Here is a 23,766-nt window from a genome sequence, read left to right as displayed (position 1 = left end):
GTGTCGCCGGAGTGCAGCCCCTCCCGTCTTCGGGACGGCAGGCGAGCCGGCTCGGTGTCAGCGCGCGAGCAGGCTCGGTGTCAGCGCGCGAGCAGGCCGCCGTGCAGCAGCTGCAGAAACTGCTCGGTCAGGCTGGCTGCCGTGTGGCGTCCCCCGGTCGGTACCAGCGGACGGTCGACCAGACGGCGTCGCGGATGAAACGGTACGTGACCGACGGGTCTCCGACGTGGAAGATGCCCTGCTCGGCGCCGGAGCTGAGCTGATCGATCCAGATCTTCTCGATGCGCTCGCTCTCGGCGACCAGGAACTCGAAGCCGGGCTGGGTCGCGAGGAACGCGGCCTCGTTCTGGTAGAGCCCGACGGCGGAGGGTTCGCGATCGATCGTGGCGAAGGCGCACTCGACGAGCGCGTCGATCCCCGCGCGGGGATCGGTCGTCTCTGCGGCGATCTCCTCGTACTTCGTGAGGAGTCTGCTCATGAAGCCGTGCAGGATCTCCTGCAGCATCGCCTCCTTCGAGGAGAAGTGGTGGTACAGGCTGCCCGACAGGATGCCCGCTTCGTCCGCGATGTCGCGGACGGTCGTCGCCGAGTACCCGTGATGGGCGATCAGTCGTGCGGCGATCGCGAGGATCTCGTCCCGTCGTTCGGAGCTCTGCTCCGCCTTGCTCTTCGTGGCTGCAGGCATTCGACGCACCTAGCCCCCCTCTGCGCTCGAGCTGGTGCCGGAGAGCGCGGTATCAACGTGTAGCACATCGTCGGCTCCGCCACCAGCGCGGCGTGCGACTCCGGGCAGGGCTGCGTCGACCTCGTCGCGCAGTGGTCCGGCGATCGCCGCGGCGATCGTGGCGGCATCCCATCGCTCGGCGGTGACCTCCTGCGCGATGTGCGGAGGGCGGAACAGGGCGAGGCGCTCGCCGTCGAAGCGGAGCACGTGCCCGTGCAGGGCGCTCGACGCGTCGCTGAGCAGAAACGTGACGGCGGGAGCCACGCCCTCCGGCGCACCGCCCTTGTCTTCGCCGGCCGTGCCCATCTGCCCGGACATGCCGGTGCGGGCGCGGGGGCGAGACCCGTGATGCGGATGCCGGTCCCCTCGAGTTCGACGGCGAGGCCGTAGACGAGTCCGAGGGCCGCAGCCTTGGTCGTCCCGTAGAGCGCGAGGTCCGCCGAGCCGAGGAGGGAACCCGAGACGATCACGACGATGCTCCCGCCCGCGCGCATCGCCCGTGCGGCGGCGACGACCGTGTCGATCGTGCCGTCGATGTTCACCGCCAGGGTGCGGCGGATGGTGTCTTCGCTCTGATCGAGCAAGGGACCGGGGCTGAGCAGTCCCGCGTTCGCGACGAAGCCGTCGAGCCGTCCGTACGCAGCGAGGGCCGCGCCGACGATGCGGGTACCGGCTCCGGCTGCCGAGATGTCGGCCGCGAGGGCGACGGCGTCGCCGCCGCGCACGACGATCTCCTCGACGACCTTCTCGGCGGCGCGCTCGTCGATGTCGGCGACGAGCACTCGAGCGCCGGCGCGCGAGGCTGCCAGGGCGTAGGCGCGACCGAGGCCGGATCCGGCTCCGGTGATCGCGATGCTGCGACCGCCGAGCTCGTCGTGGGTGCCGACCATTCCCGTCTCCTTCGAGGGGCTGAATGGGGCGACTGTACCAAACAAACGCTAGGTAAGCCGAGACTTGTGACGCCCCGCGCGTCGCGATACGATCGCCTGACAAGCGTTTGCTTGGCAGGGAGGGGTGCAATGCTGCACAGCGACACTCGTCGGCTCACGTACGCCGACACCGACCCCGCCGGCATCCTCTACTACGCGAGCTGGTTCCCCAAGATGGAGGCGCTCTGGAGCGACTTCCTGTTCCGCACCGGCTTTCGACAGGACCACTCGCTCGCGGCCCGCGGATGGACGACGGTGACCCGAGCCACGCAGTGCGAGTATCTCGTCGCCGCGCGACTGTTCGACGAGATCCGCCTCGAGCTGCGGATCGGACCGGCGGGCACGACGTCGTTCCCGCTCGACTACCGCATGGTGCGCCTCGACGATGACGCGCTCGTCTCCCGGGCGACCACCACGATCGTCCTGGTGGACGGTGCGCAGCGGGCGATCCCCATCCCTCCGGATTTCCGCCGTCGGTTGGAGGAGTGGGCGCGATGACCGTGGTCGAACCGCTGAGCGTCCCCAGCTGACGGCCTGGGACGCCGGTGCCACGGCCGTGGCGGAGCAGGTCGCGCCCGATGTGGGCGATCCCGGTGCCCATCCCCGCGGGGACGATCCCGCACACGCTCTGCTATGCCCTGCTCGATGATCGGGGCGTCCACCTCATCGATCCCGGATGGGGGACGACGCCGGAATCGAGGCGCTGAAGGCGGGGCTGCGCATCGCGGGATCGGGGCTCGGCGATGTGCGGACGGCGATCGCCACTCACTTCCACCCCGACCATCTGGGGGCTGCGAGCGTCCTCCGGGAACTCGTCGGCGCACGGGTGGTGTTCTCGGCGGTCGAGCAGCGCGTGCTCCGGAGCGAGACCGCACCGGAGGCGACCGACGCCGACACCTACCGCTCCACGCTGCGCGAGTGGGGTGTTCCCGACAGCGAGTGGGACGAGCTGCTCGCGTCGTTCGATCGACCGAGCCTGGTCTCGTCCGGTGCGCCGGATCTGCCGATCGGACACGACTCCGTGCTGGAGCTCGGCAGGCACAGGCTCAGCGTCATCGCGACGCCGGGGCACACCGACGGCCACGTCTGTCTCGTGGATGAGGAGCGCGGACTCCTCTATTCCGGCGACCACGTGCTCCCGCGCATCTACTCGGGCATCGGGATCGGCACCCTGCCGGGAAGCGACCCCCTCGGCGACTACTTCGACTCGCTCGATCGGCTCGCGCCCTACGACCGGTACACGGTGCTGCCCGGCCACGAGTACCGCTTCCGTGGCCTCGCCGCGCGGCGGGCCCAGCTGATCGCGCACCACCTGCGCCGCACAGCGGAGGTCGCGGCCCTGCAGGACGAATTGGGTGACGCGCCGGTGTGGGAGTACGCGCGGCGGATGACCTGGACGGCGGGCTGGGCGGGGATGCGCGGATTCTGGCTGCACTCGGCCCTGCGTCAGACCGCCCTGCATCGCGAGTACGCGCGCACCGAGAGCGCGCCGGCGCCTGTCGGCCGCGTCCGCGTGAGGGCTCCGGCCGTCAGAGCTCGCGCGTGAGGCGCCATGCCTCCGCCGCGATGCGCTCGGCCTGCGCGGCGAACGAGGCCGGTGGGCGGTCGCTCGCACCCATCGCCCCGCGTGCCATCCGTGTGTACACGTTCTCGACGATGCACGCGACCTTCCACCAGTTGTAGGCGACGTAGAAGTCGAGGCGGGAGATGTCCGCGGAGGGGGCGGCCGCGACGTACATCCCGATCAGCTCTTCGCGCGTCGGGAAGCCGGGTGCGAGGGTCGGGGAGTTCTCCAGGGCCCGCACCTCGTCGTCGGGCTCGGCCCAATACGTCAGGAGTTGACCGAGGTCGGCCAGGGGATCGCCGACGGTGGTGAGCTCCCAGTCCAACACGGCGCGGATCGAGCCGTCCGGCCCGTACACGCAGTTGTCGATCCGATAGTCGCCGTGCACGATCCGTGCCGAGGTCTGGACGGGGACGAGTTCGCGCAGCCGCTCGTGCGCGCGGCCGATGTCGTCGAGCACGCGAACCCGGTCGGCGGCCCAGTTCGCGTGCCATCGGCCCAGCTGGCGCGAGACGTAGTCGTCGCGTTCGGCGAGTGCGCCCCAGCCGACATCCCGGGGGTCGACCGCGTGCAGGTCGGCCAGGCTCGACACGAGCGAGGCGGCGAAGGCGCGGCGTCGCCGGGGGTCACGGCCGCGTCGACGGTGGCGGGGTCGCGCAGGACGACGCCGTCGATGTGCTCCATGACGTAGAAGGGAGCGCCCGTGATCGAGTCATCCGAGGTGCGCCCTGCCACGGCGGGAACCGGCACCGGGGTGGGGGCGAGTCGTGTGAGCACTCCCCGCCTCGCGGAGGACGTCGTGCGAGCGGGAGTCGCCCATTCCGAGGGGCGCGCGGCGCAGCACCCAACGCGCGCCGGAGTCGTTCTGCACGAGATAGGTGAGGTTGGAGCGCCCGCCGGCGATCTGCGCGAACGTGAGGGGGCCGGACGCCCCGTCGATGTGAGCGGCGAACCAGGCCGACACGGCGTCGGGGCGGAGTCCCCGGTCGGTCGGGTGCGCGCTCATCGGCCGGTCCTCTCCTGCGGCTGCGCGGTGGCTCCGTCGAGGAACACCGACAGGATCGACCGCGCGATCCCGTCCTGGTCGAGCGCGGAGGAGGGGAGAAGGAGCGGGAGGTCAGCCACACGGCATCCCGTACCAGCAGGTAGAGCAGCTCCACCGGCACGTCTCGGCGCAGATCTCCCGCGGCGACGCCGCGCTCGATGGCCGTCATCCAGGTCTCCCTGATCGTGCGGGTGGCCTCGCGGATGCGGTCGCGGCTGGGGAGCTGACGCAGGTAGGCGGTCTCGCGCTGGTAGATCTCCGAGGCGTGGGGATTCGTGCGGCTCACCCGTGACGACGCGAGCACCAGCCCGCCGAGCGTGGAGCGGGCGTCGCCCCCGCGGCGAGCACGCTCTCGTAACGCGCGATCAGCTCATCGAGGTAGAGCGTGACGATGCGGTCGGCGATCGCGTCCTTCGACGGGAAGTGGTGGTAGAGGCTGCCGGAGAGGATCCCCGTCCGCCCGGCGATGTCACGCACGGTGGTGCCGGCGATGCCCCTCTCGGCGAACAGCTCGGCGGCGCACTCGAGGATCAGGTCGGTGCGCTCCGACCGCTCCATGCGTGCTTCGTGTGGTGTCTCCATTCCGCCGACTATACAACCAATCAAGCATTTGCTACGGTGATGAAAAGCAAGCACTTGTTAGGTGTCGACGGGTCAGTGAGGATCGCCGTGGTGGACAAGACGATGACGGAAGCGGAGGTGGTCAGCCGGCTGCGGTCGGGCATGACCATCGGAATCGGCGGATGGGGGTCACGGCGCAAGCCGATGTCGCTCGTCAAAGAGATCGTCCGGTCCGATCTCGACGATCTGACGATCGTGTCGTACGGCGGGCCGGACGTCGGGATCCTGTGTGCAGCAGGCAAGGTCAGGAAGGTCGTCTTCGGCTTCGTGTCGCTCGATTCCATCCCCCTCGACCCGCACTTCCGCGCCGCCCGCCAGAACGGCACGATCGAGGTCGAGGAGTACGACGAGGGCATGCTGCAGTGGGGTCTCCAGGCCGCCGGCATACGGCTTCCGTATCTGCCGACCCGGGCGGGACTCGGCTCCGACGTGATGCGCGTCAACCCCCACCTGCAGACGGTCGTCGATCCCTACGAGGGCGAGACCCTCGTGGCGATGCCGGCGATCCCGCTGGACGCCGCCCTCGTGCACATGAACCGGGCGGACATCCACGGCAACGCGCAGTACCTCGGGCCCGACCTGTACTTCGACGACCTCTTCTGCCTCGCGGCCGAGAACGCCTACGTCTCGGCGGAGCGCATCGTCGCCACGGCCGAGCTGACAGCCGACGCGCACCCCGCGACGATCCGCATCCCCGGCTGCTCGTCAGCGGCGTCGTCGAGGCTCCCGGTGGTGCGCACTTCACCTCGTGCGTTCCCGACTACGACCGCGACGAACAGCTCCAGCGCGAATACGTCGCCGCCGCGAAGGACCCCGAGCAGTGGCAGGGATTCCTCGACCGCTATCTCGCCCGGCCCGCCGTCACCGTGGACGGAGCACTCTCATGAGCGACGCCACCCGCGCCGAGGTCTGCGCCGTCGCCTGCGCCGATGCCTATCGCGACGACGGCGAGATCATCGCGAGTGCGTTCGGGACGGTCCCCGCGATCGGCGTGCGCCTCGCCCGCCCACGTTCTCTCCGGACCTCGTGCTCTCCGATGGGAGGCCACCGCGATGCGCGGCACCTGGGCGCTCGGTGGTCCGGCCGACGGCGAGGTCGAGGCCTGGTTGCCGTTCAACCAGATCTTCACCCTCGTGTGGAACGGCAAGCGTCACATCACGATGATCCCCACGCAGCTCGATGCGTACGGCAACGCCAACATCTCGGCCATCGGCGACCACGCGAAGCCCACGGTGCAGCTGCTGGGCGTGCGCGGGGCCCCGGCAACTCCGTGTACCACCCGACCAGCTACTGGGTTCCCGCCCACAGCACCCGCGTGTTCGTCCCGGCGGTCGACATGGTGTCGGGCGTCGGCAACGACAATGCGCGGGCGGCGGGACCGTCGGCGCAGAAGCACCACGATCTGCGATATGTGATCACCGACCTCGCCGTGCTCGACTACGAGGAGGCCTCGGGGCGGCTGCGCCTGAAGTCGGTGCATCCGGGGGTGAGCGTCGACGACGTGGTCGCCGCCACGGGGTTCGACCTCGTGCTTCCCGATGTGGTGCCCGAGACCCGTCTGCCGACGGCGGACGAGCTCGACCTGATCCGCACCGTGATCGACCCGCGGGGTCTGCGCGACCACGAGGTGCGGGTGTGACCGGCCCGGCGGTGGCACCGGTCCTGCGCACCCGCATCACCGACCTCTTCGGCGTGCGGTATCCGCTCGTGCAGACCGGCATGGGATACGTGTCGGATGCCACGCTCACCGCGGCGACTGCGCGCGCGGGCGGACTCGGCATCATCGCCGGCGGCATGCTCTCGCTCGACGAGCTCGCGCAGGCCATCGACCACGTGCAGCAGCACACCTCCGAGCCCTTCGGCGTGAACATCCGCGCCAACCAGGAAGACGTCGACAAGCGGGTCGCTCTCCTCATCCGCAGGGGCGTGAAGGTCGCCTCGTTCGCCCTCGCGCCGAAGCGCGAGCTGATCGACCGGCTCAAGGACGCGGGCATGGTCGTCGTGCCATCGATCGGGGCGCGTCGGCATGCCGAGAAGGTCGCCGAGTGGGGTGTGGACGCGGTCATCGTGCAGGGCGGCGAGGGCGGGGGCCATACCGGCTCCGTGCCCACCAGTCTGCTGCTGCCGCAGGTGGTCGACGCCGTCGATATCCCGGTCGTCGCGGCCGGTGGCTACTTCGACGGACGCGGGCTCGTGTCGGCGCTCGCCTACGGCGCCGACGGCATCGCCATGGGGACGCGCTTCATGATGACCTCCGACTCCCCGGTCGCGCAGGCCGTGAAAGACGTGTACCTGTCGAAGTCGGTCACCGACACCGTCGTCACCCTCGAGATCGACGGCGTGCCGCAGCGCGTGCTCCGTGCGGGGACCATCGATGCCCTCGAATCGACCCGCGGCCCGCAGCGCATGCTGCGCGCCGCGCGCAACGCGCTCGCCTTCCAGCGGCTGTCGGGCACCCCCTGGGCGCACATGATCCGCGAAGGGCTCGCGATGCGCCGCGACGAGGGGCTGACCTGGAGCCAGGTGATCATGGCCGCCAACGCGCCGATGCTCTATCGCGCGGCGCTGCGGGACGGCGATGCGGAGACCGGCGTGATGGCGACGGGGCAGGTCGTCGGACTCATCGACGACGTCCCGAGCGTGGCCGAGCTGATCGACCGGATCATGGCCGAGGCGCAGACGGTTCTCGAACGACTCGGCGCGGGCGGGACGCCCCCACCGCATCCGAATGACGGCGCCGCACCGGCGACGCAGACACCGATGAGGAGAGATCGATGACGAATCAACTGGACGGCCGTGTGATCGTGGTCACGGGGGCGGGCCGCGGCGTGGGCCGCGAGCACGCGCTGCTCGCGGCCCGAGAAGGCGCGCGGGTGGTCGTGAACGACAACGGCACCGGCGCCGACGGGAGCGGCACCGACGAGACGATCGCGGCAGCCGTCGTGGACGAGATCACCGCAGCGGGCGGCTCGGCGGTGGCGAGCACCGCCGACATCACCACGCTGGCCGGCGCGCAGCAGGTGCTCGACACCGCGCTCGAGGTCTACGGCGAGGTGCACGGGCTGGTCAACAACGCCGGGATCCTGCGCGACCGCATGTTCGTCAACATGAGCGAGGAGGAGTGGGACGACGTGATCACCGGGCAGCTGCGCGGGACCTTCGCGCCGTGCCGCATCTTCGGCGCCCACTGGCGCGACCGTTCCAAGGCGGGCGACGCGGTCTCGGCATCGATCGTCAACGTCTCGAGCACGTCGGGGCTCATCGGCGCGGTGGGTCAGAGCAACTACGGTGCGGCGAAGGCCGGCATCGCCTCGCTCACGCAGATCATCGCGCAGGAGCTCGGTCGCTACGGCGTGCGGGCCAACGCGATCACTCCCGTGGCCCGCACCCGGATGACGCAGGACGTGCCGGGCATCAAGGAGCTCGTCGCGGCACCGGAGGATCCCGACGCCTTCGACGTGTTCCACCCCGGCAACGTCTCGCCCCTCGTGGCCTATCTGCTCACCGCGGACTGCCCCGCGAGCGGCGCGGTGTTCTACGCCAAGGGCGGGGAGATCCGCCGATTCCTGCCGTGGAGCTACGGCAAGGTCATCGACAAGGGTGATCGGTGGACCGTCGAAGAGCTGAAGACGGAGATGGTCGACCTTGTCTGAGCAGATCGTTCCCGTGTCGATCCGCAGCCGGCACGCCTGAGAGAGGAGCGGACATGGCCAACCTCGATGCGGTGGGAACCGTGGGCGAGACGTATGTGCTCGATGTCGAGCGGGGCAAGATCCGGGAGTTCGCGCGAGCGACCCGCTCGGACAACCCGGCCTATCTCGAGCGCGAGACCCCGGTGAGCCCTCCCACCTTCCTCACGGTGACCAACCTGTGGCAGCCGCCGGCCGGCAACCCGTGGGAGGCGGCGGAGCTCGACGGCAGACGGGTGCTGCACGCCGAGCAGCAGTACGAGTTCTTCGGTCCTCCGCCGGCCGCCGGCACCCGCCTCCAGTGCACCTCGCGGATCGCCGACATGTACGTCAAGAAGGGGCGGCGAGGCGGCGCGCTGACCTTCGTCGTCATGGTGACCGATTTCGTCGACGAGGAGGGCGTGCTCGTCGCGCGCTCCACCATGACCGGCGTCGAGACCGCCCATGCCACGAAGGAGGAGTCATGATCGCTCGGCCGAGTCCTGCGCCATGGGTCATCGACCCGCAGACGCGCACCGACTTCGTCCGCTATCAGGGCGCGTCGGGGGACATGAACCCGATCCACCACGATCAGACCTATGCCGAGGCCGCCGGCTACCCCTCGCCCTTCTCGGTGGGGATGCTGCAGGCGGGGCTCCTCGGCACGTACGCCACCGACTGGCTGGGTGCCGACCGCGTCCGCTCGTTCCGGACGCGGTTCAGGGAGCAGGTGTGGCCGGGAGACGTGCTCACCTGCACCGGTCGCGTCGTCCGCGAGTACGAGCAGGACGGCGTCGCGATGATCGACGTCGAGCTCGACTGCACCCGCCAGACCGGCGGCATCGCGGCGACGGCATGGGCCACGTTCGTGGCGCCGGAGGGCGACTCCTGATGCGTGCCCAGGTCGCCCACCGGTTGGGGAGTCCGCACGTGCTGCGCTTCGAGGAGGTCGATGCGCCGACGCTTGGGCCGGGTCAGGTCGTCATCGACGTCCGTGCGGCGGGGGTGAACTTCCCCGACGGACTCATCGTCGCCGGCACCTACCAGACCAGGACCGAGCCGCCGCTGACACCCGGATCCGAGGTGGCCGGAGTCGTCGTCGCGGTGGGGGCCGATGTCGCGGGCGTCGGCCCCGGCGCGAGGGTTCTCGCCTTCACGGGCATGGGCGGGTATGCGGAGCGGGTGCTCGTCGCGGCCGACATGGTCTTCCCGATCCCGGACGAGATGTCGTTCGTCGACGCGGCCGGCTTCCCGGTGGCGTACGGCACCTCGTTCCACGCCCTCGTCGACAGGGCCGACCTGAGGAAGGACGAGACCGTGCTGGTGCTCGGAGCTTCGGGCGGAGTGGGCCTGGCCGCGGTCGAGATCGCCGCGGCGCTCGGAGCCCGGGTGATCGCCGCCGCGTCGAGCGAGGAGAAGCGCCGCCTGTGCCTCGAGCACGGCGCCGACGCGGTCATCGACTATTCCGGGGCCGAACTGCAGGAGCAGCTGCGACGACTCGCGCCGGGGGTGTGGACGTGGTCTACGACCCGGTCGGCGGTGAGCACGCACAGACCGCGGTGCGTGCCCTCGCCTGGGGCGGTCGCTACCTGACGGTCGGTTACGCCTCCGGCGAGATCCCCAAGGTCGGCATGAACCGGCTCCTGGTGTGCGCGGGCTCGCTGCTCGGGGTGCTGTGGGGAGCATGGGCTCGCCGCCACCCCGCGTCCAACGCGCAGAACATGGCGCGCATGTTCGAGTGGTACGCCCGCGCAGAGCTGCGACCCCACGTCCATGCCGTGCATCCCCTCGCGGATGCCGCGGCAGCGCTGGAGATCGTGATGGAGCGCGGAGCGCTCGGCAAGGTGATCCTGGTGACCACGACCGACGCCGTCGAGCACGACGAGAGAGAAGAGAGCTGATGCACCTGTCACCGAGTCCCGCGGCACACGAGGTCATCGACCGTCTGAACACCTTCATGACCGAGTCCGTGTACCCGGCCGAGCCCGTGTATCAGGCGCAGCTCGAGGCGCAGGGACCCCGCAGCCACGAGGTGCCCCCGATCATCGAGGAGCTCAAGGTCGAGGCCCGCGCCCGAGGACTGTGGAACCTGTTCCTGCCTGCGCTCTCCGGCCTGACCCACCTCGACTACGCGCACGTCGCAGAGATCACCGGCCGCTCGCCGTACATCGCCCCTGAGGCGTTGAACTGCTCGGCGCCGTCCACGGGCAACATGGAGATCCTGCACATGTTCGGCACCCCGGAGCAGCAGGAGCGGTGGCTCGCCCCCCTCATGGACGGCCGTATCCGCTCGGGCTTCTCGATGACCGAGCCGGATGTCGCGTCTTCGGATGCGCGCAACATCTCGACCTCGATCGTGCGCGACGGCGACGAGTACGTCATCAACGGGCGCAAGTGGTGGACGACGGGGGCGGCCGACCCGCGCTGCGAGATCCTCATCCTGATGGGAAAGACCGACCAGGAGGCGGAGGCGCATCGGCAGCAGTCGATGATCCTCGTGCCGCTCGACACCCCGGGTGTCGAGGTCGTCCGCTCGCTGCCGATCTTCGGCTATCACGACCAGCAGGGCCATGCCGAGATCGTGTTCACCGACGTGCGGGTGCCCGTGGGCAACCTGCTCGCCGGCGAGGGCGACGGTTTCGCGATCGCTCAGGCGCGGCTCGGACCCGGACGCATCCATCACGCCATGCGCTGCATCGGCATGGCCGAGCGCGGGCTGGAGATGATGGCACGGCGGGTCATGCAGCGCGAGGCGTTCGGCGGTCCGCTGTCGGATCAGGGCGTCGTCCAGACCTGGATCGCCGAGTCCCGGCTCGAGATCGAGCAGGCGCGCCTGCTGGTGCTCAAGGCCGCGTGGATGATCGACGAGGTCGGAGCGAAGGGTGCGGCGATCGAGATCGCGGCCGTGAAGATCGTCGGACCGCGGGCGGCCCGCTCGGTGCTCGACCGGGCGATCCAGGCGTTCGGCGGCAAGGGCGTGACGGATGACACCCCGATCGCGCGCATGTGGGCCAGCGCCCGCATCCTGGGCATCGCCGATGGGCCCGACGAGGTGCACCTGCGTTCGGTCGCCCGTCAGGAGCTGCGCAAGTACCGGTGAGCCGCGCGGTCGCCGGCAGGTGACGGATCAGGTGCTCAAGCGTCGCCACAGCTCGTCGGCGCGGTGCTCGGTGTCGGCTGGCGAGCCGTCGGTGCGGATCACGACGTCGGCGATCGCGAGGCGCCGTTCCTCGCCGCCCTGAGCCCGCACCCGGGCTTCCGCGTGCTCGCGCGTGTACCCGCGACCGTCCTGCAGCCGGCGCACGCGCGCCTCTGCGTCGGCCTCGACCGTGACGATCAGGTCGTACGTCCATGGCAGGGCCGCGGTGTCGGCGGTGAGCAGCGGGATCTCGTGCACGACGACGGCCTCCGTGTCGCGGTGGGCGTCGATCTCCTCGGCCGTGGCCCGCATGATCGCCGGGTGGACGATCGCGTTGTAACGGTGCCGCAGTTCTTCATCGTGGAAGACCACGGCCGCGACGCGCTCACGATCGAGTGAACCGTGGTCGGCGAGCACCTCGGCGCCGAGCAGGGCGGCGATCTGCTCCAGTACCCGCGGTCCTCGGGGGTCGTTCGGGTCCACCACTCTGCGAGCCGTCGCATCCGCGTCGATCACCTGCGCTCCTCGCGCGGCCAGCGCACGCGAGACCGTGCTCTTGCCGGCTCCGATGCCGCCGGTGACCGCGACCAGTCTCACCTCACGGGCGGACGAAGCGGACTTCGGTCAGGGTCTCCCCGAGGAAGGGCTCGGTGTGGGTCGCGCCGTCGAGGCGGAATCCGTTGCGCGTGTAGAAGCGGTGTGCGCGGGGGTTGTCCTCGGCGACCCACAGGTACAGCGGCTCGTCCTTCTCGACGGCGGCGTCGAACAGCTTCTGGCCGATGCCCGTGGAGTGGTACGCGTCGAGCAGGTAGATGAAGTAGAGCTCGCGGAACGCCGGGGCGTCCTTGTCGCGGGCCGGGCCGGAGCCGACGAACCCGACGATCTCGCCGTCGACGAGCGCGGCGTTCATCTTGAACTCGGGCCCCTGGGCGGCCCAGTGCGTCCACAGCTCGGCCATGCGACGAGGGGAGACCTTCTCGAGCGCAGCCTTGCTGATCAGGTGGTCGTAGGTCTCGTGCCAGCACTGGGCGTGCACGCGACCGAGGGCTTCCGCATCCACATCACGGACCGGACGGACGATGACTTCAGGCTGGGCTTCGGCGCTCATGGTCGTGACTCTACGCGCGGCGTCCGAGAAGGGGAAATCGAGGGGAGACGTGACGAGACGTGACACCGCTGCATGGAGGATCTGCACAACGATGTTCGCGATTCGTACACGTCTGGCTACGATCGATCCTCGTGAATGTGATCTGGCGCACCCTCTTGGTGATCCTCGGCGCTCGCCGTCGCGTACGGCAGGGCAAGACTCTCGATCCGACCGCGGTGGGCAGTGTGCGCGTCACCACCCTCCCCACGGACCTCGACATCCTCCGGCACATGAACAACGGCCGCTACCTGTCGCTGTTCGACCTCGGGCGCTGGGACCAGCTCATCCGCACCGGTCTCTTCGACGCGATGAAGGAGCGCGGCTGGTACGCGGTGGTGTCGAGCGAGACCATCACGTTCCGCAAGTCGCTTCAGCTGTGGCAGCGGTTCGAGGTGCAGTCGCGGTTCATCGGCCACGACGACAAGGCGCTGTTCATGGAGCACAGGGCCGTGGTCGACGGCGAGGTCTATGCCAGGGCGATCGTGCGGGCGCGGATGCTGCGCCGCACCGGCGGCACCGTCAGCAACGAAGAGCTGTTCGCCGCGGTGGGCAAGCCCGAGGGCGTGCCGGAGATCGACGCGTGGGTGCACGACTGGGCTGCGGCGTCCGCGCTCCCGCCCGTGCGGACGAAGGCGCCGAGCATCTGGAACTGAGCCCTGCGCCGTCGTGGTGCGTCCGGCGCGGTAGCTTAGGCGTGTGCTGGCGATCCTGACGACCACCGGGCGTGTGCTCTGGCGGCACTGGCCCGCGCTGATGGCGTGGTACCTGGCCGGCGTCCTGGTGCACTACGTGGTCACCGAGATCGCCGGGTTCATCGGCGCCTCGTCGGCGACGCTCGGATTCCTGGTGCTGCCGATCGCGATCCTCGCCCGGCTGATCAGCCTGGTCGCGATGTTCCTCGTGCTGCGCGACGGGCTGCGCAACCTGCAGGAGGTCGCTCCGCTGCCGGAGGCCGCGGCCGATCGGCGTCGCACGTTCCTGTCGGCTCTGCTCGCCGGCATCCTCCCCTTCTTCGCCGTGTACTGGGCGCAGGGCCTGTTGGGCGAGGACGTGCGGGCCTACTCGATGCGCGCTCTCGAGGTGCGCAACGGCATCATCTGGACGGCGAGCGCGAACGGCGAACCGCCCGTGAGTTCGGATGACACCGTGCTGAACCTGCCGATCAACGTGTGGACCATCTCGATCATCGTGCTCGCGTTCGCCGGACGCTGGGCCTGGTCGAAGTGGTCGCCGAAGCTCGCGAAGTGGCTGTCGCCGGTAGCGGTCTACTTCGAGGTCGTCTGGGTCTTCTTCTCGGTGATGGTGCTCGGCGACATCTTCGACGCGATCAAGGGGTGGGTCGACAGCCGCGCGGCCATGGCCTTCCTCGAGACGGTCAGGGAGCAGGTCCTGGATGCCGTCGCCCCGCTGCGCTGGTTGTGGGAGGGGGTCGGCTGGCTGCTCTCCGAGGCGGGCCCGGTGCTCCTGGCCCCGCTCGCCTGGCTCACGATCGCCGGCGTGGTCTTCGGGCAGGCGATCGTCGCTGAGAAGCTGCGGGTCGAGAGCGAGCTCATCGCCCGCGTGCGTGCCCACGCCGCCGTCATCCCGAATCCGCTCGTGCGCCGGCTCAAGGACCTCGGGGAGGAACTCGGTGCCCGCTTCCGGCCGATCGGGCGGGCGCTGCTGCTGATGTGGCGCGCCGGCCCGCTGCTCGTCGGGTCGTATGCGCTGCTCTACGTGATCGTGAAGGCACTCGAGTCGTACCTCGGTTTCGGCATCACCCGGCTGGTGGGGCCGCAGGAATTCGTGTTCTGGGCGATCGCCGCGCCCCTCGTGTCGCTCGTGCCGCTCCTGCTGATGGAGCCGGTGCGCATCGCGGTGATCAGCGGGGCGTACGACGCCACCCTCGCGCGGCTCCGCAAGCGGCAGCAGGACCGCACCGACACGGTGGGCGTCTCCGAGGCGGAAGGGGAGATGCGCGCCGTCGCCGATGCCGCCGGCCTCCTGCCCTCGTCGGTGGACGCCGTCGCCGCCGCGATGGTCACCGCACCGGCCAGGGACAGCGTCGAGGGTCAGGGCTCGAACTCGAACCTCACGAAGGAGCCGCCGGCGTCGTAGGGGCGCACGTCGACCCAGAAGGGGCCCTCGACTTCGTCGGGCACCACGAACGGCACGATCAGCTCGTAGGCGCCGTCCTGCTCGCTGAGGCAGGTCTCCGGTTCGTCCGCGCTCCAGTCCAACCCGATCTCGGCGCGGACGGGACTCCACTCGCGCCCCGTCGACTGCTCCACGAGAGTCGGCGTATCGCAGCCGATCCCCTCGGCGTCAGGATCCACCGGCACCCCGACCGCGATCAGGCGCGTGTCCGGAGGGACGTCGAGACCCGAGAGCTCTTCGATCTCTCCGCCGCGCACCGGACCCCAGCCTGCGCCGGCGAGATCGGTCGTCTCGCCTTCGGCGACCACCACGGGCGTGACCGCGCGGGCCGCGAATCCGAAGTACTGGTACCACTCCTGCCACCCGACCGCGACGGCGGTCGCCGGCAGAGCACGACGAGTGCGACCAGCGCCAGAGTGTTCCGCCGCCACCAGGAGCGCGACTTCGCCGGGGCATCCGCGGGCACCGGGTCTTCCTGGGGCGCGGGCGGCACGAGTGGCGGCGGGATGGTCATCGGGCCCAGCCGTTCTCGTCCAGGAGCACCTCGGCCTCGTCGGGGAGCGTGGCGAGGTCGATCGGCAGGTCGATCACGGTGTCGCGCTGCACGTCGCCGAGGCCGGAGCCGGGCATGCCCAGTCGGAGCGTCGCGCGGTCGCCGGTCACGTCGTCGGGGAGCTCGAACGCGAGGCTCCCGGAGCGGGGGACCCCGGTGACCAGGCGCTGATCGACGAAGGTGGTTCCGCGATCCGTCGCGCTGAACGTACGGTCGCCGATCGTGAGCTCCGCAAGCCGGGACGAGCTCTGATCCTGCGTCACGCCGGTGGCGGCCTCGAGATCGACGACGAGCCAGGTGCCGTCGGCCGACCAGCCCTCCGCATCCGCGACCCGGTCGGCGAGGTGCACGTCGGTCACGGTCACGACCAGATTGCGCGTGGAGGCCGGCTCGCCGATCTGCGCGACCGTGGGGAACGGGGCGTTCGGGGCATCGTCGGGAAGCGTGGCCTTCGAGACGCCCCACGCGCAGACGAGGAGCGCGGCCGTGGCGACCCAGATCAGGATGTGCTTCTTCACGGTGCGCTCACCTCGTCGATGGTCGCCGGCAGGGTCGCTCCGACGCGGACGTCCACCCAGTAGTCGCCGCGCATCACGCTCTGCCCGACGTAGTGGTCCGACTCGGGGAGGGTGACAGTGATCTCATCGCCGTCGTGGAAGTCGTCCGGCCCGACGGTCCAGGTGAGCAGCATGCGGGCGGGGACGTCAGGCTGCATCCGGGGCGCGCGCTCGCCGTCGTCGGCGCGGAAGACGTCGCCCTTTTCGTCGAGACCCTCGATGCGGATGCCGTCGAGGACCGGGGATTGCGGGGGTTCGCCGTCGACGGTCGTGGCTTGTCGAACGTGTTGGTGACGTCGACCGTGACGACCAGGATCCGCTCGCCCTTCTCTTCGTCCGGGAAGACCAGGGTCTGGCCGCTCTCCGCGCTCAGCTCGTCGCGCAGCTCGACCCCGAGCACGGTCATCTCCAGATCCGAGCCGGCGAAGGTCTCGCCGATCTCGACGACCGGGGTGGGATCGACGGCCGCGGCCTCGAGTCCGCCGAAGACGGCGGTGGTCGCGAGCAGCACGGCTCCGGCGCCGGTGATGAGCCATGACGTCGGGATCAGGTCGATGCTGCGCCGCGCCCAGCCGAGGACCTTCGCCCGCGCGCTCGCGTTCGACGCGGCGACGGCCGGATCCTGCCCGGGGGTCGGGGTCTCCGGTGGCGGGGTGGTCACGGCAACAGCATAGGACCGACAGCACCTCGACCGACTCCTCCTGCGCTTTCCGCAAGAACTCCGCTTCTTTCCCCGTCACAGACCCGAACAGGGGGCGTTTCCCGCACGCCGCTCAGTACTCTGAGCGAAAAGTCAGGGGCGCAGAAGGCCCGGTATCCCGTCGACGCAGACGGGCGGAGGAGGAAGCAGTGGCAGTCATCGGCATCGTGCGGGAGCCTGCGGGCGAAGCACGGGTCTCGGCCACCCCGGCGACGATCGCGTCGCTCGGGAAGCTGGGCCACACGGTCAGGGTCGAACGGGGAGCGGGCACGGCAGCCTCCTACCCCGATGCGGAGTACGAGGCGGCGGGTGCGGCGCTCGTCGACCGTACCGAGGCCTGGGGGAGCGAAGTGGTCCTCGCGATCACGGCCCCGGGAGATGAGGAGATCGGACTCCTCTGCGACGGTGCGACCCTGATCGCGCTGCTCTCGCCGGCGCTGCGTCCGGACCTCGTCGAGTCGCTCGCGCAGCGGGCATCACGGCGCTCGCGCTCGATGCCGTGCCGCGCATCTCGCGCGCACAGTCGATGGACGTGCTCAGCTCGATGGCGAACATCGCCGGATACCGCGCCGTCGTCGAGGCCGCCCACGAGTTCGGCCGCTTCTTCACGGGTCAGGTGACCGCGGCGGGCAAGGTGCCGCCGGCCAAGGTGCTCGTCGCCGGGGCCGGGGTCGCGGGACTCGCGGCCATCGGCGCGGCGTCGAGCCTCGGCGCGATCGTCCGCGCGACCGACCCGCGCCCCGAGGTCGCCGACCAGGTGACCTCGATCGGCGGCAGCTATCTTCCGGTCGACGTCGAGGTCGCCGCCTCCACCGACGGCTACGCCAAGGCGACGAGTGCCGACTACGACCGTCGAGCCGCCGAGATCTACACCGAGCAGGCCGCCGACGTCGACATCATCATCACCACGGCGCTCATCCCCGGACGAGCGGCACCTCGCCTCATCACGGCATCCGACGTCGCGCGGATGAAGCCGGGCAGCGTCATCGTCGACATGGCAGCGGGTCAGGGCGGCAACGTCGAGGGCTCTGTCGCGGGCGAACGCGTCGTCACCGACGGCGGCGTCATCATCCTCGGCTACACCGACCTGGCATCGCGCCTGGCCGCGCAGGCCTCGCAGCTCTACGGCACGAACCTGGCGAACCTCGTCGCCCTGTTGACCCCGGCGAAGGACGGGCGTCTGGTGATCGACTTCGACGACGTCGTGCAGCGTTCGGTCACGGTCGTGCGCGACGGCGAGGTCACCTGGCCGCCGCCCGCCGTGCAGGTCGCCGCGGCGCCCTCGGCGAAGGCGCCCGCGACCCCGGTCGAGGTCGCTCCGGCGAAGAAGATGTCCGCGGCGCGCAAGGTCACGCTCATCGTCGTCGGCGTCGCCGCCCTGTTCGCCGTGAACGCGTTCGCGCCGGCTCCGCTGCCCCAGCACTTCACCGTGCTCGTGCTGTCGGTCGTGATCGGCTTCTACGTGATCGGCAAGGTGCACCACGCCCTGCACCCCGCTGATGTCGGTGACCAACGCCATCTCGGGCGTCATCGTGGTCGGCGCGATGCTCCAGATCACCTCGCCCCTGCCGATCGTGCAGGTGCTCGCCGCCGTCGCGGTGCTGCTGGCATCGATCAACATCTTCGGCGGGTTCGCGGTCACCCGCCGGATGCTCGCCATGTTCACGCTCGGGACATCGGCGAAGGGCGGCCGGAAATGACGGTCGACGCCCTCGCGGGGGCGGCCTACATCGTCGCCGCCCTGCTGTTCATCCTGAGCCTCGCGGGTCTCAGCCGCCACGAGTCCGCCCGCGCCGGGGTGGTCTACGGCATCTCCGGCATGACGATCGCGCTTCTCGCGACCGTGGCTCTCACGGTCGCCGACGCCTGGAGCACCGGCGCCTTCCTCGGTCTGGGGTTGCTCGTCGCCGCGGTCCTGATCGGCGCGGCCATCGGGCTGTGGCGTGCGCGCGTGGTCGAGATGACCGGGATGCCCGAGCTCATCGCACTCCTGCACAGCTTCGTCGGCCTGGCGGCGGTGCTCGTGGGCTGGAACGGCTACCTCGCCCACCCGGAGATCGCGCCGCAGCTGGTCGGCATCCACAACGCCGAGGTCTTCATCGGCATCTTCATCGGCGGTGTCACCTTCACCGGATCGATCGTCGCGTATCTGAAGCTCTCGGCGCGGATGTCGTCGAAGCCGCTCATGCTCCCCGGTAAGAACGGGTTGAACATCGGGGCGCTCATCGCGTTCGTCGTGCTCACCGTCTGGTTCGTGAACGACCAGCAGCTCTGGCTCCTGATCGCGGTCACCGTGCTCGCGTTCGCCCTGGGCTGGCATCTGGTCGCCTCGATCGGCGGCGGCGACATGCCGGTCGTCGTCTCGATGCTCAACAGCTACTCGGGATGGGCGGCCGCCGCGGCGGGCTTCCTCCTGAACAACGACCTGTTGATCGTCACGGGTGCGCTGGTCGGCTCGTCCGGTGCATACCTCTCCTATGTCATGTGCAAGGCCATGAACCGCTCGTTCCTCTCGGTGATCGCCGGCGGCTTCGGCATCGCGGCCTCGACCGCAGACGACACCGAGTACGGCGAGCACCGCGAGATCACGGCTGAGAGTGCGGCGGAGATGCTGGTCGCCGCGGGCAGCGTCGTGATCACCCCGGGTACGGCATGGCCGTCGCGCAGGCCCAGTACCCCGTGGCCGATCTCGTCCGTCGGCTCCGTGAGCGGGGCGTGGAGGTGCGTTTCGGCATCCATCCGGTCGCTGGCCGCCTTCCGGGTCACATGAACGTGCTGCTGGCCGAGGCCAAGGTGCCGTACGACATCGTCCTGAGCATGGACGAGATCAACGACGACCTCGCCTCGACCTCGGTCGTGTTGGTGATCGGCGCGAACGACACCGTCAACCCTGCCGCCGCCGAGGACCCGGGCAGCCCGATCGCCGGGATGCCCGTGCTCAGGGTGTGGGAGGCCGAGAACGTGATCGTGTTCAAGCGTTCGATGGCCGCCGGGTACGCGGGCGTGCAGAACCCGCTGTTCTTCCGCGACAACGCGCAGATGCTGTTCGGCGATGCCAAGCAGCGCGTGGAGGACATCATCGCGGCGTTGTGAGCCGCGGCGAGGGGTGCGGGCTCCCGCTCTGCGGGGGTATCCAGACCTAGGGTGGGACCATGGCAGAGTCGTCGTCATCCCCGGCGGATGCCGTGGCATCCGCACCCCTCGCAGACCGTGCCGTCGACCTCGCGCGGCGCTGGGTCATCGAGGCCGCAGCCGTCGAGCCCGACCCCGCCGCCGCGCGTCTCGCCGGCGTGCTGCAGGACGCCAACGGACTGCCCTTCACGCTGGGCTTCGTCGACGGGGTGATGCGGCCGGAGAGTCTGAGCGCCGCGGCCTCACGGCTGCATCGGATCGCCCCCATCGTGCCCGAGTTCCTGCCCTGGTACCTGCGCTCGGTCGTCCGTCTCGGCGGGGAGTCGCCCCGATCCTCCCCTCGCCCGTCGTGCCGATCGCGCGCCGCGTGCTCCGCGACATGGTCGGGCACCTCGTGGTCGACGCGCGCCCCGCGAAGCTCGGTGCGGCCATCGAGCGGATCCGCGCCTCGGGGTCGCGTCTGAACCTCAACCTCCTGGGCGAGGCCGTGCTCGGAGAGGCGGAGGCGCGGCGCCGGCTCGACGGCATCCACGAGCTGATCAAGAGGCCCGACGTCGACTACGTGTCGGTCAAGGTGTCGGCGATCATGAGTCACCTGTCGATGTGGGCCTTCGACGAGGTGGTCGACGAGGTCGTCGATCGGCTCCTCCCGCTGTATGCCACTGCGGCCGCCGACGGCACGTTCATCAACCTCGACATGGAGGAGTATCGCGACCTCGACCTCACGATCGCGGTCTTCACGCGCATCCTGGAGGATCCGCGGCTCGCCGGACTCGAAGCGGGCATCGTGCTGCAGGCCTACCTCCCCGATGCGCTCCCCGCGTTGCAGGAGCTCACGGCCTGGGCGCAGGACCGCGTCGCGACGGGGGCGCCCGCATCAAGGTGCGCCTCGTCAAGGGCGCGAACCTCGCGATGGAGCGTGTCGAGGCGACGATGCACGGCTGGACGCCCGCGACCTTCGACGCCAAGGTCGACACCGATGCGAACTATCTGCGCTGCCTCGACTGGGCGCTGCAGCCTGAGCATGCCGCCGCCGTGAAGCTCGGCGTCGCCGGTCACAACCTCTTCGGCATCGCCTATGCGTGGCTGCTCGCCGGGGAGCGCGGCGTGCGGGATGCCGTGGAGTTCGAGATGCTCCTCGGCATGGCCCAGGGCCAGGTGCAGGCCGTGTCGCGCGAGGTCGGCCCCGTGCTGCTCTACGTGCCCGTGGTGGCGCCCGCCGAGTTCGACGTCGCGATCAGCTATCTGGTGCGGCGCCTGGAGGAGAACGCCTCGTCCGACAACTTCCTCTCCGCCGCGTTCCGGCTCGGAGACGACGAGGGTCTCTTCGTGCGCGAGCAGGACCGCTTCCTCGACGCGCTCGACCGCTCGACCGACCCCACGTTCCGCAGCGGCCCGCGCCGCACCCAGAATCGGCTCGCTCCGGTGCACGAGTCCGTGCGACCCGCCCCGGTCGCGCCGATGCCGGAGACCGACCTCACCAAGGCTGTGCTCGGGATCTCTCGCGGGTCGGACGACGCCGGTCGGGAAGCGTTCCTGGAGACAGCCGTGTACTCCGCCCGAGAGCTCGAGCAGGACGCGGGCGGTGCGCCCGGGTTCTGGAACACCGCCGACAGCGACCCGGCGCTCCCGGCGAACCGCGACTGGGCCCGCGGCGTGCGCGAGCGCATCCCCGTCTCGGACCTCGGAGTCGCGACGATCGGCGCCGCACGGATCGACGACGCGGAGACCCTCGAGAAGACCGTGCGGCGAGTTCAGCACGCGGCCCCCACGTGGGGAGGCCGACCCGCTGCCGAGCGTGCCGACGTGCTGCTGCGTGCGGCCGCCGCGTTGGAGTCCCGGCGGGCGGAGCTGATCGAGGTCGCCGCGTCCGAGACGGGCAAGGTCTTCGCCGAAGCCGACGTCGAGGTGAGCGAGGCGGTCGACTTCGCCCGCTACTACGCCGCCAAGGCACGGGAGCTGGACGCGATCGCGGGCGCCGTCTTCGTCCCCGCCGCCGTCACGCTCGTCACGCCCCCGTGGAACTTCCCCTCGCGATCCCTGCCGGGGAGTGCTCGCCGCGCTCGCCGCGGGCTCCGGCGTGGTGTTCAAACCGGCCCCGCAGGCGCGCCGTTGCGCCGCTGTGATCGCCGAGACGCTGTGGCAGGCCGGCATCCCGCGCGACGTGCTCGCACTCGTCGACATCGAAGAGGGTGATCTCGGACGCGCGCTCGTGACGCATGAGGCGGTCGACCGCGTGATCCTCACCGGCGCCTGGGACACGGCGGCGCTGTTCCGCTCGTGGCGACCCGACCTGCCGCTGCTCGCCGAGACGAGCGGCAAGAACGCGATGATCATCGCGCCGTCGGCCGACCTCGATCTCGCAGTCGCCGACCTCGTCAAGAGCGCGTTCGGCCACGCCGGGCAGAAGTGCTCCGCGGCGTCGCTCGCGATCCTCGTCGGTCCGGTCGGACGTTCCGCGCGGTTCGCCCGGCAGCTCGCGGATGCCGTGCGCTCGCTGCACGTCGGCCCCCGACCGATCCGCTGTCCGAGGTGGGTCCGGTGATCGAGCAGCCGCACGGCAAGCTCGCCTGGGCGCTGAGCGAGCGCGAGGGCGACGAGCAGTGGCTGATCGAACCCGCCCTGTCTCGGGAGGACGACGGCAGCGGGCGGCTGTGGACCCCGGGTGTGCGCGTGGGTGTGCAGCCGGGCTCGCGCTTCCACACCGAGGAGTTCTTCGGCCCCGTGCTCGGTGTGATGCACGCACCGACGCTCGCCCGCGCGGTCGAGATGCAGAACGCCGTCGCGTACGGCCTCACCGCCGGGCTGCACACGCAGGACCCGGACGATCTGGCGTACTGGCTCGACCGGGTGCAGGCGGGCAACCTCTACGTGAACCGCGGCATCACCGGGGCCATCGTGCAGCGGCAGCCGTTCGGCGGATGGAAGCGCTCCGCCGTCGGCCCCGGCGCCAAAGCCGGTGGCCCGAACTACCTGATCGGGCTGGGATCCTGGCGCTCGCAGCCGGGTGGTCCGGCCTCCAGCACCTTGCATCTGCGCGGCCTCGACTCCCGGATCACCGCGCTGATCGAGTCGGCCCAGTCGTCGCTCGAGTACGAGTCGTTCGAGTGGCTGCGCCGTTCCGCCCTGTCGGATGCGCTGGCCTGGGACCGCGAGTTCGGTCAGGTGCGCGATGTCTCTCACCTCGGCGTGGAGCGCAACCTGTTCCGCTACCGCCCGGTGCCCGTCGAGATCCGTGCGACGGCGGACGCCGCCCTGCAGGACCTCCTCCGCGTCGTCATCGCCGGAGTGCGGTCAGGGGCCGACTTCGTGCTGTCGACACCCGTCGGACTGCCCGGCGATGTGCGTCGCGCACTGGGCGACCTCGATGCACCGGTGTTCCTCGAGAGCGATGAGGAGTGGATGCAGCGGATGCTCCGCGAAGACGCCGTCGTCGAGGAGTCCCGGCGCTGCCGGCGAGCGACAGGGTGCGCCTGATCGGCGGTCGTACGGCCGTCGCGGCTCTGCACACCGCCCTGGCCGAGGCTTCGGGCGGGGATCCGGACCTCGCGGTGTACGACGGCGAGGTCACGGCCGCCGCCCGCATCGAACTGCTGCCGTTCGTGCACGAGCAGTCGATCTCGATCACCGCGCACCGCTACGGCAACCTCGATCCCTGGAGCAGCGACGTGATCTGAGGGGTGTCGCCGTCACCCGGTGGCAAGAACCAGCAAGACGGCGGTGAAAACCCGACCAGCAAGACCGACGCGTCCGGCCCCGGAACCTTGCGTCGTCGTCCGTCGGCCCGCGGGAACCTGTCGCTGTCTCAACAAGCTGTAGAAAATCATGTCAGGGGTCATTGCACAGTCGTC

General features: G+C 70.3%; 28 protein-coding genes and 4 pseudogenes. 21 read left to right on the top strand and 11 right to left on the bottom strand.

Features of this window, described 5'->3' with window-relative positions; genetic code table 11:
* Nucleotides 1-127: 127 nt before the first annotated feature.
* A complete protein-coding gene (locus tag G4G29_RS17660; RefSeq protein WP_202045349.1) occupies nucleotides 128-685 on the bottom strand; it encodes a TetR/AcrR family transcriptional regulator in 558 nt (185 codons plus the stop codon).
* A complete protein-coding gene (locus G4G29_RS17655; protein WP_183151013.1) occupies nucleotides 607-1,614 on the bottom strand; it encodes an SDR family oxidoreductase in 1,008 nt (335 codons plus the stop codon). Before G4G29_RS17655 ends, G4G29_RS17660 begins: the two co-directional genes overlap by 79 nt.
* Before the next feature lie 129 nt (nucleotides 1,615-1,743).
* Between G4G29_RS17655 and G4G29_RS17650 the strand changes: the two genes are divergently transcribed.
* Nucleotides 1,744-2,151 carry a thioesterase family protein gene (locus tag G4G29_RS17650; RefSeq protein WP_183151012.1) on the top strand — a complete coding sequence of 136 codons (408 nt, stop codon included), beginning with the start codon at nucleotides 1,744-1,746 and terminating at the stop codon, nucleotides 2,149-2,151.
* 178 nt (nucleotides 2,152-2,329) lie between these two features.
* On the top strand, nucleotides 2,330-3,199 hold the full coding sequence (locus G4G29_RS17645; protein WP_183151011.1) for an MBL fold metallo-hydrolase: 870 nt from the start codon (nucleotides 2,330-2,332) through the stop codon (nucleotides 3,197-3,199).
* On the opposite strand, the pseudogene G4G29_RS17640 reads toward G4G29_RS17645, so the two are convergent.
* The 4 genes and pseudogenes from G4G29_RS17640 to G4G29_RS17635 form a co-directional block, all read right to left on the bottom strand.
* Nucleotides 3,183-3,866: pseudogene (locus tag G4G29_RS17640) on the bottom strand (phosphotransferase family protein); the annotation flags it as partial. The gene G4G29_RS17645 and the pseudogene G4G29_RS17640 overlap by 17 nt on opposite strands.
* Before the next feature lie 63 nt (nucleotides 3,867-3,929).
* Nucleotides 3,930-4,223, bottom strand: a complete 294-nt coding sequence (locus tag G4G29_RS20765; RefSeq protein ID WP_202045347.1) for a hypothetical protein — start codon at nucleotides 4,221-4,223, stop codon at nucleotides 3,930-3,932.
* Complete coding sequence (locus tag G4G29_RS23635; RefSeq protein WP_274601198.1) at nucleotides 4,220-4,342, bottom strand: hypothetical protein; 123 nt, start codon at nucleotides 4,340-4,342, stop codon at nucleotides 4,220-4,222. The genes G4G29_RS20765 and G4G29_RS23635 overlap by 4 nt, the downstream gene beginning before the upstream one ends.
* Nucleotides 4,343-4,544: 202 nt before the next feature.
* Nucleotides 4,545-4,844 carry a helix-turn-helix domain-containing protein gene (locus G4G29_RS17635; RefSeq protein ID WP_183151010.1) on the bottom strand — a complete coding sequence of 100 codons (300 nt, stop codon included), beginning with the start codon at nucleotides 4,842-4,844 and terminating at the stop codon, nucleotides 4,545-4,547.
* A gap of 87 nt (nucleotides 4,845-4,931) precedes the next feature.
* On the opposite strand from G4G29_RS17635, the gene G4G29_RS17630 reads away from it, so the two are divergent.
* The 9 genes from G4G29_RS17630 to G4G29_RS17595 all read left to right on the top strand — a co-directional run bounded on the left by G4G29_RS17630 (nucleotide 4,932) and on the right by G4G29_RS17595 (nucleotide 11,651).
* On the top strand, nucleotides 4,932-6,047 hold the full coding sequence (locus tag G4G29_RS17630; protein ID WP_244632162.1) for a CoA-transferase: 1,116 nt from the start codon (nucleotides 4,932-4,934) through the stop codon (nucleotides 6,045-6,047).
* A 106-nt stretch (nucleotides 6,048-6,153) separates the two neighbouring features.
* Nucleotides 6,154-6,522: a hypothetical protein gene (locus G4G29_RS20760; protein WP_202045345.1), complete on the top strand. Its 369-nt coding sequence runs from the start codon at nucleotides 6,154-6,156 to the stop codon at nucleotides 6,520-6,522.
* Nucleotides 6,519-7,661: a nitronate monooxygenase family protein gene (locus G4G29_RS17620; RefSeq protein WP_244632161.1), complete on the top strand. Its 1,143-nt coding sequence runs from the start codon at nucleotides 6,519-6,521 to the stop codon at nucleotides 7,659-7,661. The genes G4G29_RS20760 and G4G29_RS17620 overlap by 4 nt, the downstream gene beginning before the upstream one ends.
* Complete coding sequence (locus G4G29_RS17615) at nucleotides 7,658-8,536, top strand: SDR family oxidoreductase (protein ID WP_183151009.1); 879 nt, start codon at nucleotides 7,658-7,660, stop codon at nucleotides 8,534-8,536. Before G4G29_RS17620 ends, G4G29_RS17615 begins: the two co-directional genes overlap by 4 nt.
* 53 nt (nucleotides 8,537-8,589) lie before the next feature.
* Entirely contained in the window at nucleotides 8,590-9,039 is a 450-nt protein-coding gene (locus G4G29_RS17610; protein ID WP_183151008.1) for a MaoC family dehydratase N-terminal domain-containing protein, read from the top strand.
* Complete coding sequence (locus G4G29_RS17605; RefSeq protein WP_183151007.1) at nucleotides 9,036-9,443, top strand: MaoC/PaaZ C-terminal domain-containing protein; 408 nt, start codon at nucleotides 9,036-9,038, stop codon at nucleotides 9,441-9,443. The genes G4G29_RS17610 and G4G29_RS17605 overlap by 4 nt, the downstream gene beginning before the upstream one ends.
* Nucleotides 9,443-10,144, top strand: a complete 702-nt coding sequence (locus tag G4G29_RS17600) for a zinc-binding dehydrogenase (protein ID WP_202045344.1) — start codon at nucleotides 9,443-9,445, stop codon at nucleotides 10,142-10,144. The genes G4G29_RS17605 and G4G29_RS17600 overlap by 1 nt, the downstream gene beginning before the upstream one ends.
* Nucleotides 10,069-10,452 (top strand): zinc-binding dehydrogenase, encoded by a 384-nt coding sequence (locus tag G4G29_RS20755; RefSeq protein ID WP_220173639.1) that lies wholly within the window; start codon nucleotides 10,069-10,071, stop codon nucleotides 10,450-10,452. Before G4G29_RS17600 ends, G4G29_RS20755 begins: the two co-directional genes overlap by 76 nt.
* Complete coding sequence (locus G4G29_RS17595) at nucleotides 10,452-11,651, top strand: acyl-CoA dehydrogenase family protein (RefSeq protein ID WP_183151006.1); 1,200 nt, start codon at nucleotides 10,452-10,454, stop codon at nucleotides 11,649-11,651. The genes G4G29_RS20755 and G4G29_RS17595 overlap by 1 nt, the downstream gene beginning before the upstream one ends.
* A 27-nt stretch (nucleotides 11,652-11,678) precedes the next feature.
* Here the strand turns inward: G4G29_RS17595 and coaE are convergent, their stop codons facing one another.
* Nucleotides 11,679-12,287, bottom strand: a complete 609-nt coding sequence (coaE, locus tag G4G29_RS17590) for a dephospho-CoA kinase (RefSeq protein WP_183151005.1) — start codon at nucleotides 12,285-12,287, stop codon at nucleotides 11,679-11,681.
* Between the two features lies 1 nt (nucleotide 12,288).
* Nucleotides 12,289-12,798: a GNAT family N-acetyltransferase gene (locus tag G4G29_RS17585; protein ID WP_183151004.1), complete on the bottom strand. Its 510-nt coding sequence runs from the start codon at nucleotides 12,796-12,798 to the stop codon at nucleotides 12,289-12,291.
* Nucleotides 12,799-12,929: 131 nt separating this feature from the next.
* On the opposite strand from G4G29_RS17585, the gene G4G29_RS17580 reads away from it, so the two are divergent.
* Together G4G29_RS17580 and G4G29_RS17575 are read left to right on the top strand one after the other, a co-directional pair.
* A complete protein-coding gene (locus G4G29_RS17580) occupies nucleotides 12,930-13,490 on the top strand; it encodes an acyl-CoA thioesterase (protein WP_183151003.1) in 561 nt (186 codons plus the stop codon).
* Between the two features lie 43 nt (nucleotides 13,491-13,533).
* A complete protein-coding gene (locus tag G4G29_RS17575; RefSeq protein ID WP_183151002.1) occupies nucleotides 13,534-14,934 on the top strand; it encodes a hypothetical protein in 1,401 nt (466 codons plus the stop codon).
* Here G4G29_RS17575 and G4G29_RS17570 read toward each other — a convergent pair.
* The 3 genes from G4G29_RS17570 to G4G29_RS17560 all read right to left on the bottom strand — a co-directional run bounded on the left by G4G29_RS17570 (nucleotide 14,889) and on the right by G4G29_RS17560 (nucleotide 16,744).
* Nucleotides 14,889-15,404, bottom strand: a complete 516-nt coding sequence (locus G4G29_RS17570; protein ID WP_183151001.1) for a hypothetical protein — start codon at nucleotides 15,402-15,404, stop codon at nucleotides 14,889-14,891. The two genes, G4G29_RS17575 and G4G29_RS17570, sit on opposite strands and share 46 nt — an antisense overlap.
* A gap of 79 nt (nucleotides 15,405-15,483) precedes the next feature.
* Nucleotides 15,484-16,044: a DUF4352 domain-containing protein gene (locus G4G29_RS17565; protein WP_183151000.1), complete on the bottom strand. Its 561-nt coding sequence runs from the start codon at nucleotides 16,042-16,044 to the stop codon at nucleotides 15,484-15,486.
* A gap of 73 nt (nucleotides 16,045-16,117) precedes the next feature.
* Entirely contained in the window at nucleotides 16,118-16,744 is a 627-nt protein-coding gene (locus G4G29_RS17560; RefSeq protein WP_202045340.1) for a hypothetical protein, read from the bottom strand.
* Between the two features lie 188 nt (nucleotides 16,745-16,932).
* Here G4G29_RS17560 and G4G29_RS17555 point away from each other — a divergent pair.
* From G4G29_RS17555 to G4G29_RS22790, 8 genes and pseudogenes are all read left to right on the top strand, one after another.
* Nucleotides 16,933-18,483, top strand: a pseudogene (locus G4G29_RS17555) (Re/Si-specific NAD(P)(+) transhydrogenase subunit alpha).
* Nucleotides 18,480-19,876: pseudogene (gene pntB, locus G4G29_RS17550) on the top strand (Re/Si-specific NAD(P)(+) transhydrogenase subunit beta). Before G4G29_RS17555 ends, pntB begins: the two co-directional pseudogenes overlap by 4 nt.
* Nucleotides 19,877-19,935: 59 nt before the next feature.
* Nucleotides 19,936-20,379, top strand: a complete 444-nt coding sequence (locus tag G4G29_RS24240; protein ID WP_345941107.1) for a hypothetical protein — start codon at nucleotides 19,936-19,938, stop codon at nucleotides 20,377-20,379.
* Nucleotides 20,295-20,711 (top strand): annotated as a pseudogene (locus G4G29_RS24235) (proline dehydrogenase family protein); the annotation flags it as partial. The gene G4G29_RS24240 and the pseudogene G4G29_RS24235, both read left to right, overlap by 85 nt.
* A gap of 86 nt (nucleotides 20,712-20,797) precedes the next feature.
* Nucleotides 20,798-22,111 carry a proline dehydrogenase family protein gene (locus G4G29_RS24230; RefSeq protein WP_345941106.1) on the top strand — a complete coding sequence of 438 codons (1,314 nt, stop codon included), beginning with the start codon at nucleotides 20,798-20,800 and terminating at the stop codon, nucleotides 22,109-22,111.
* Nucleotides 21,996-22,460: an aldehyde dehydrogenase family protein gene (locus G4G29_RS23625; protein WP_258566918.1), complete on the top strand. Its 465-nt coding sequence runs from the start codon at nucleotides 21,996-21,998 to the stop codon at nucleotides 22,458-22,460. Before G4G29_RS24230 ends, G4G29_RS23625 begins: the two co-directional genes overlap by 116 nt.
* The gene (locus tag G4G29_RS22795; RefSeq protein ID WP_244632160.1) at nucleotides 22,457-23,392 is read left to right on the top strand and encodes an aldehyde dehydrogenase family protein; all 936 of its coding nucleotides are present in this window, start codon (nucleotides 22,457-22,459) and stop codon (nucleotides 23,390-23,392) included. The genes G4G29_RS23625 and G4G29_RS22795 overlap by 4 nt, the downstream gene beginning before the upstream one ends.
* Entirely contained in the window at nucleotides 23,383-23,592 is a 210-nt protein-coding gene (locus G4G29_RS22790; RefSeq protein ID WP_244632159.1) for a hypothetical protein, read from the top strand. Before G4G29_RS22795 ends, G4G29_RS22790 begins: the two co-directional genes overlap by 10 nt.
* The last annotated feature ends 174 nt before the right edge of the window (nucleotides 23,593-23,766 follow it).

It is taken from the genome of Microbacterium sp. Se63.02b (assembly GCF_014171575.1).
Lineage (GTDB): Bacteria > Actinomycetota > Actinomycetes > Actinomycetales > Microbacteriaceae > Microbacterium.
The sequence above is the reverse complement of the archived record's forward strand: the minus strand, read 5'-3'. Positions and strand labels throughout refer to the sequence as shown.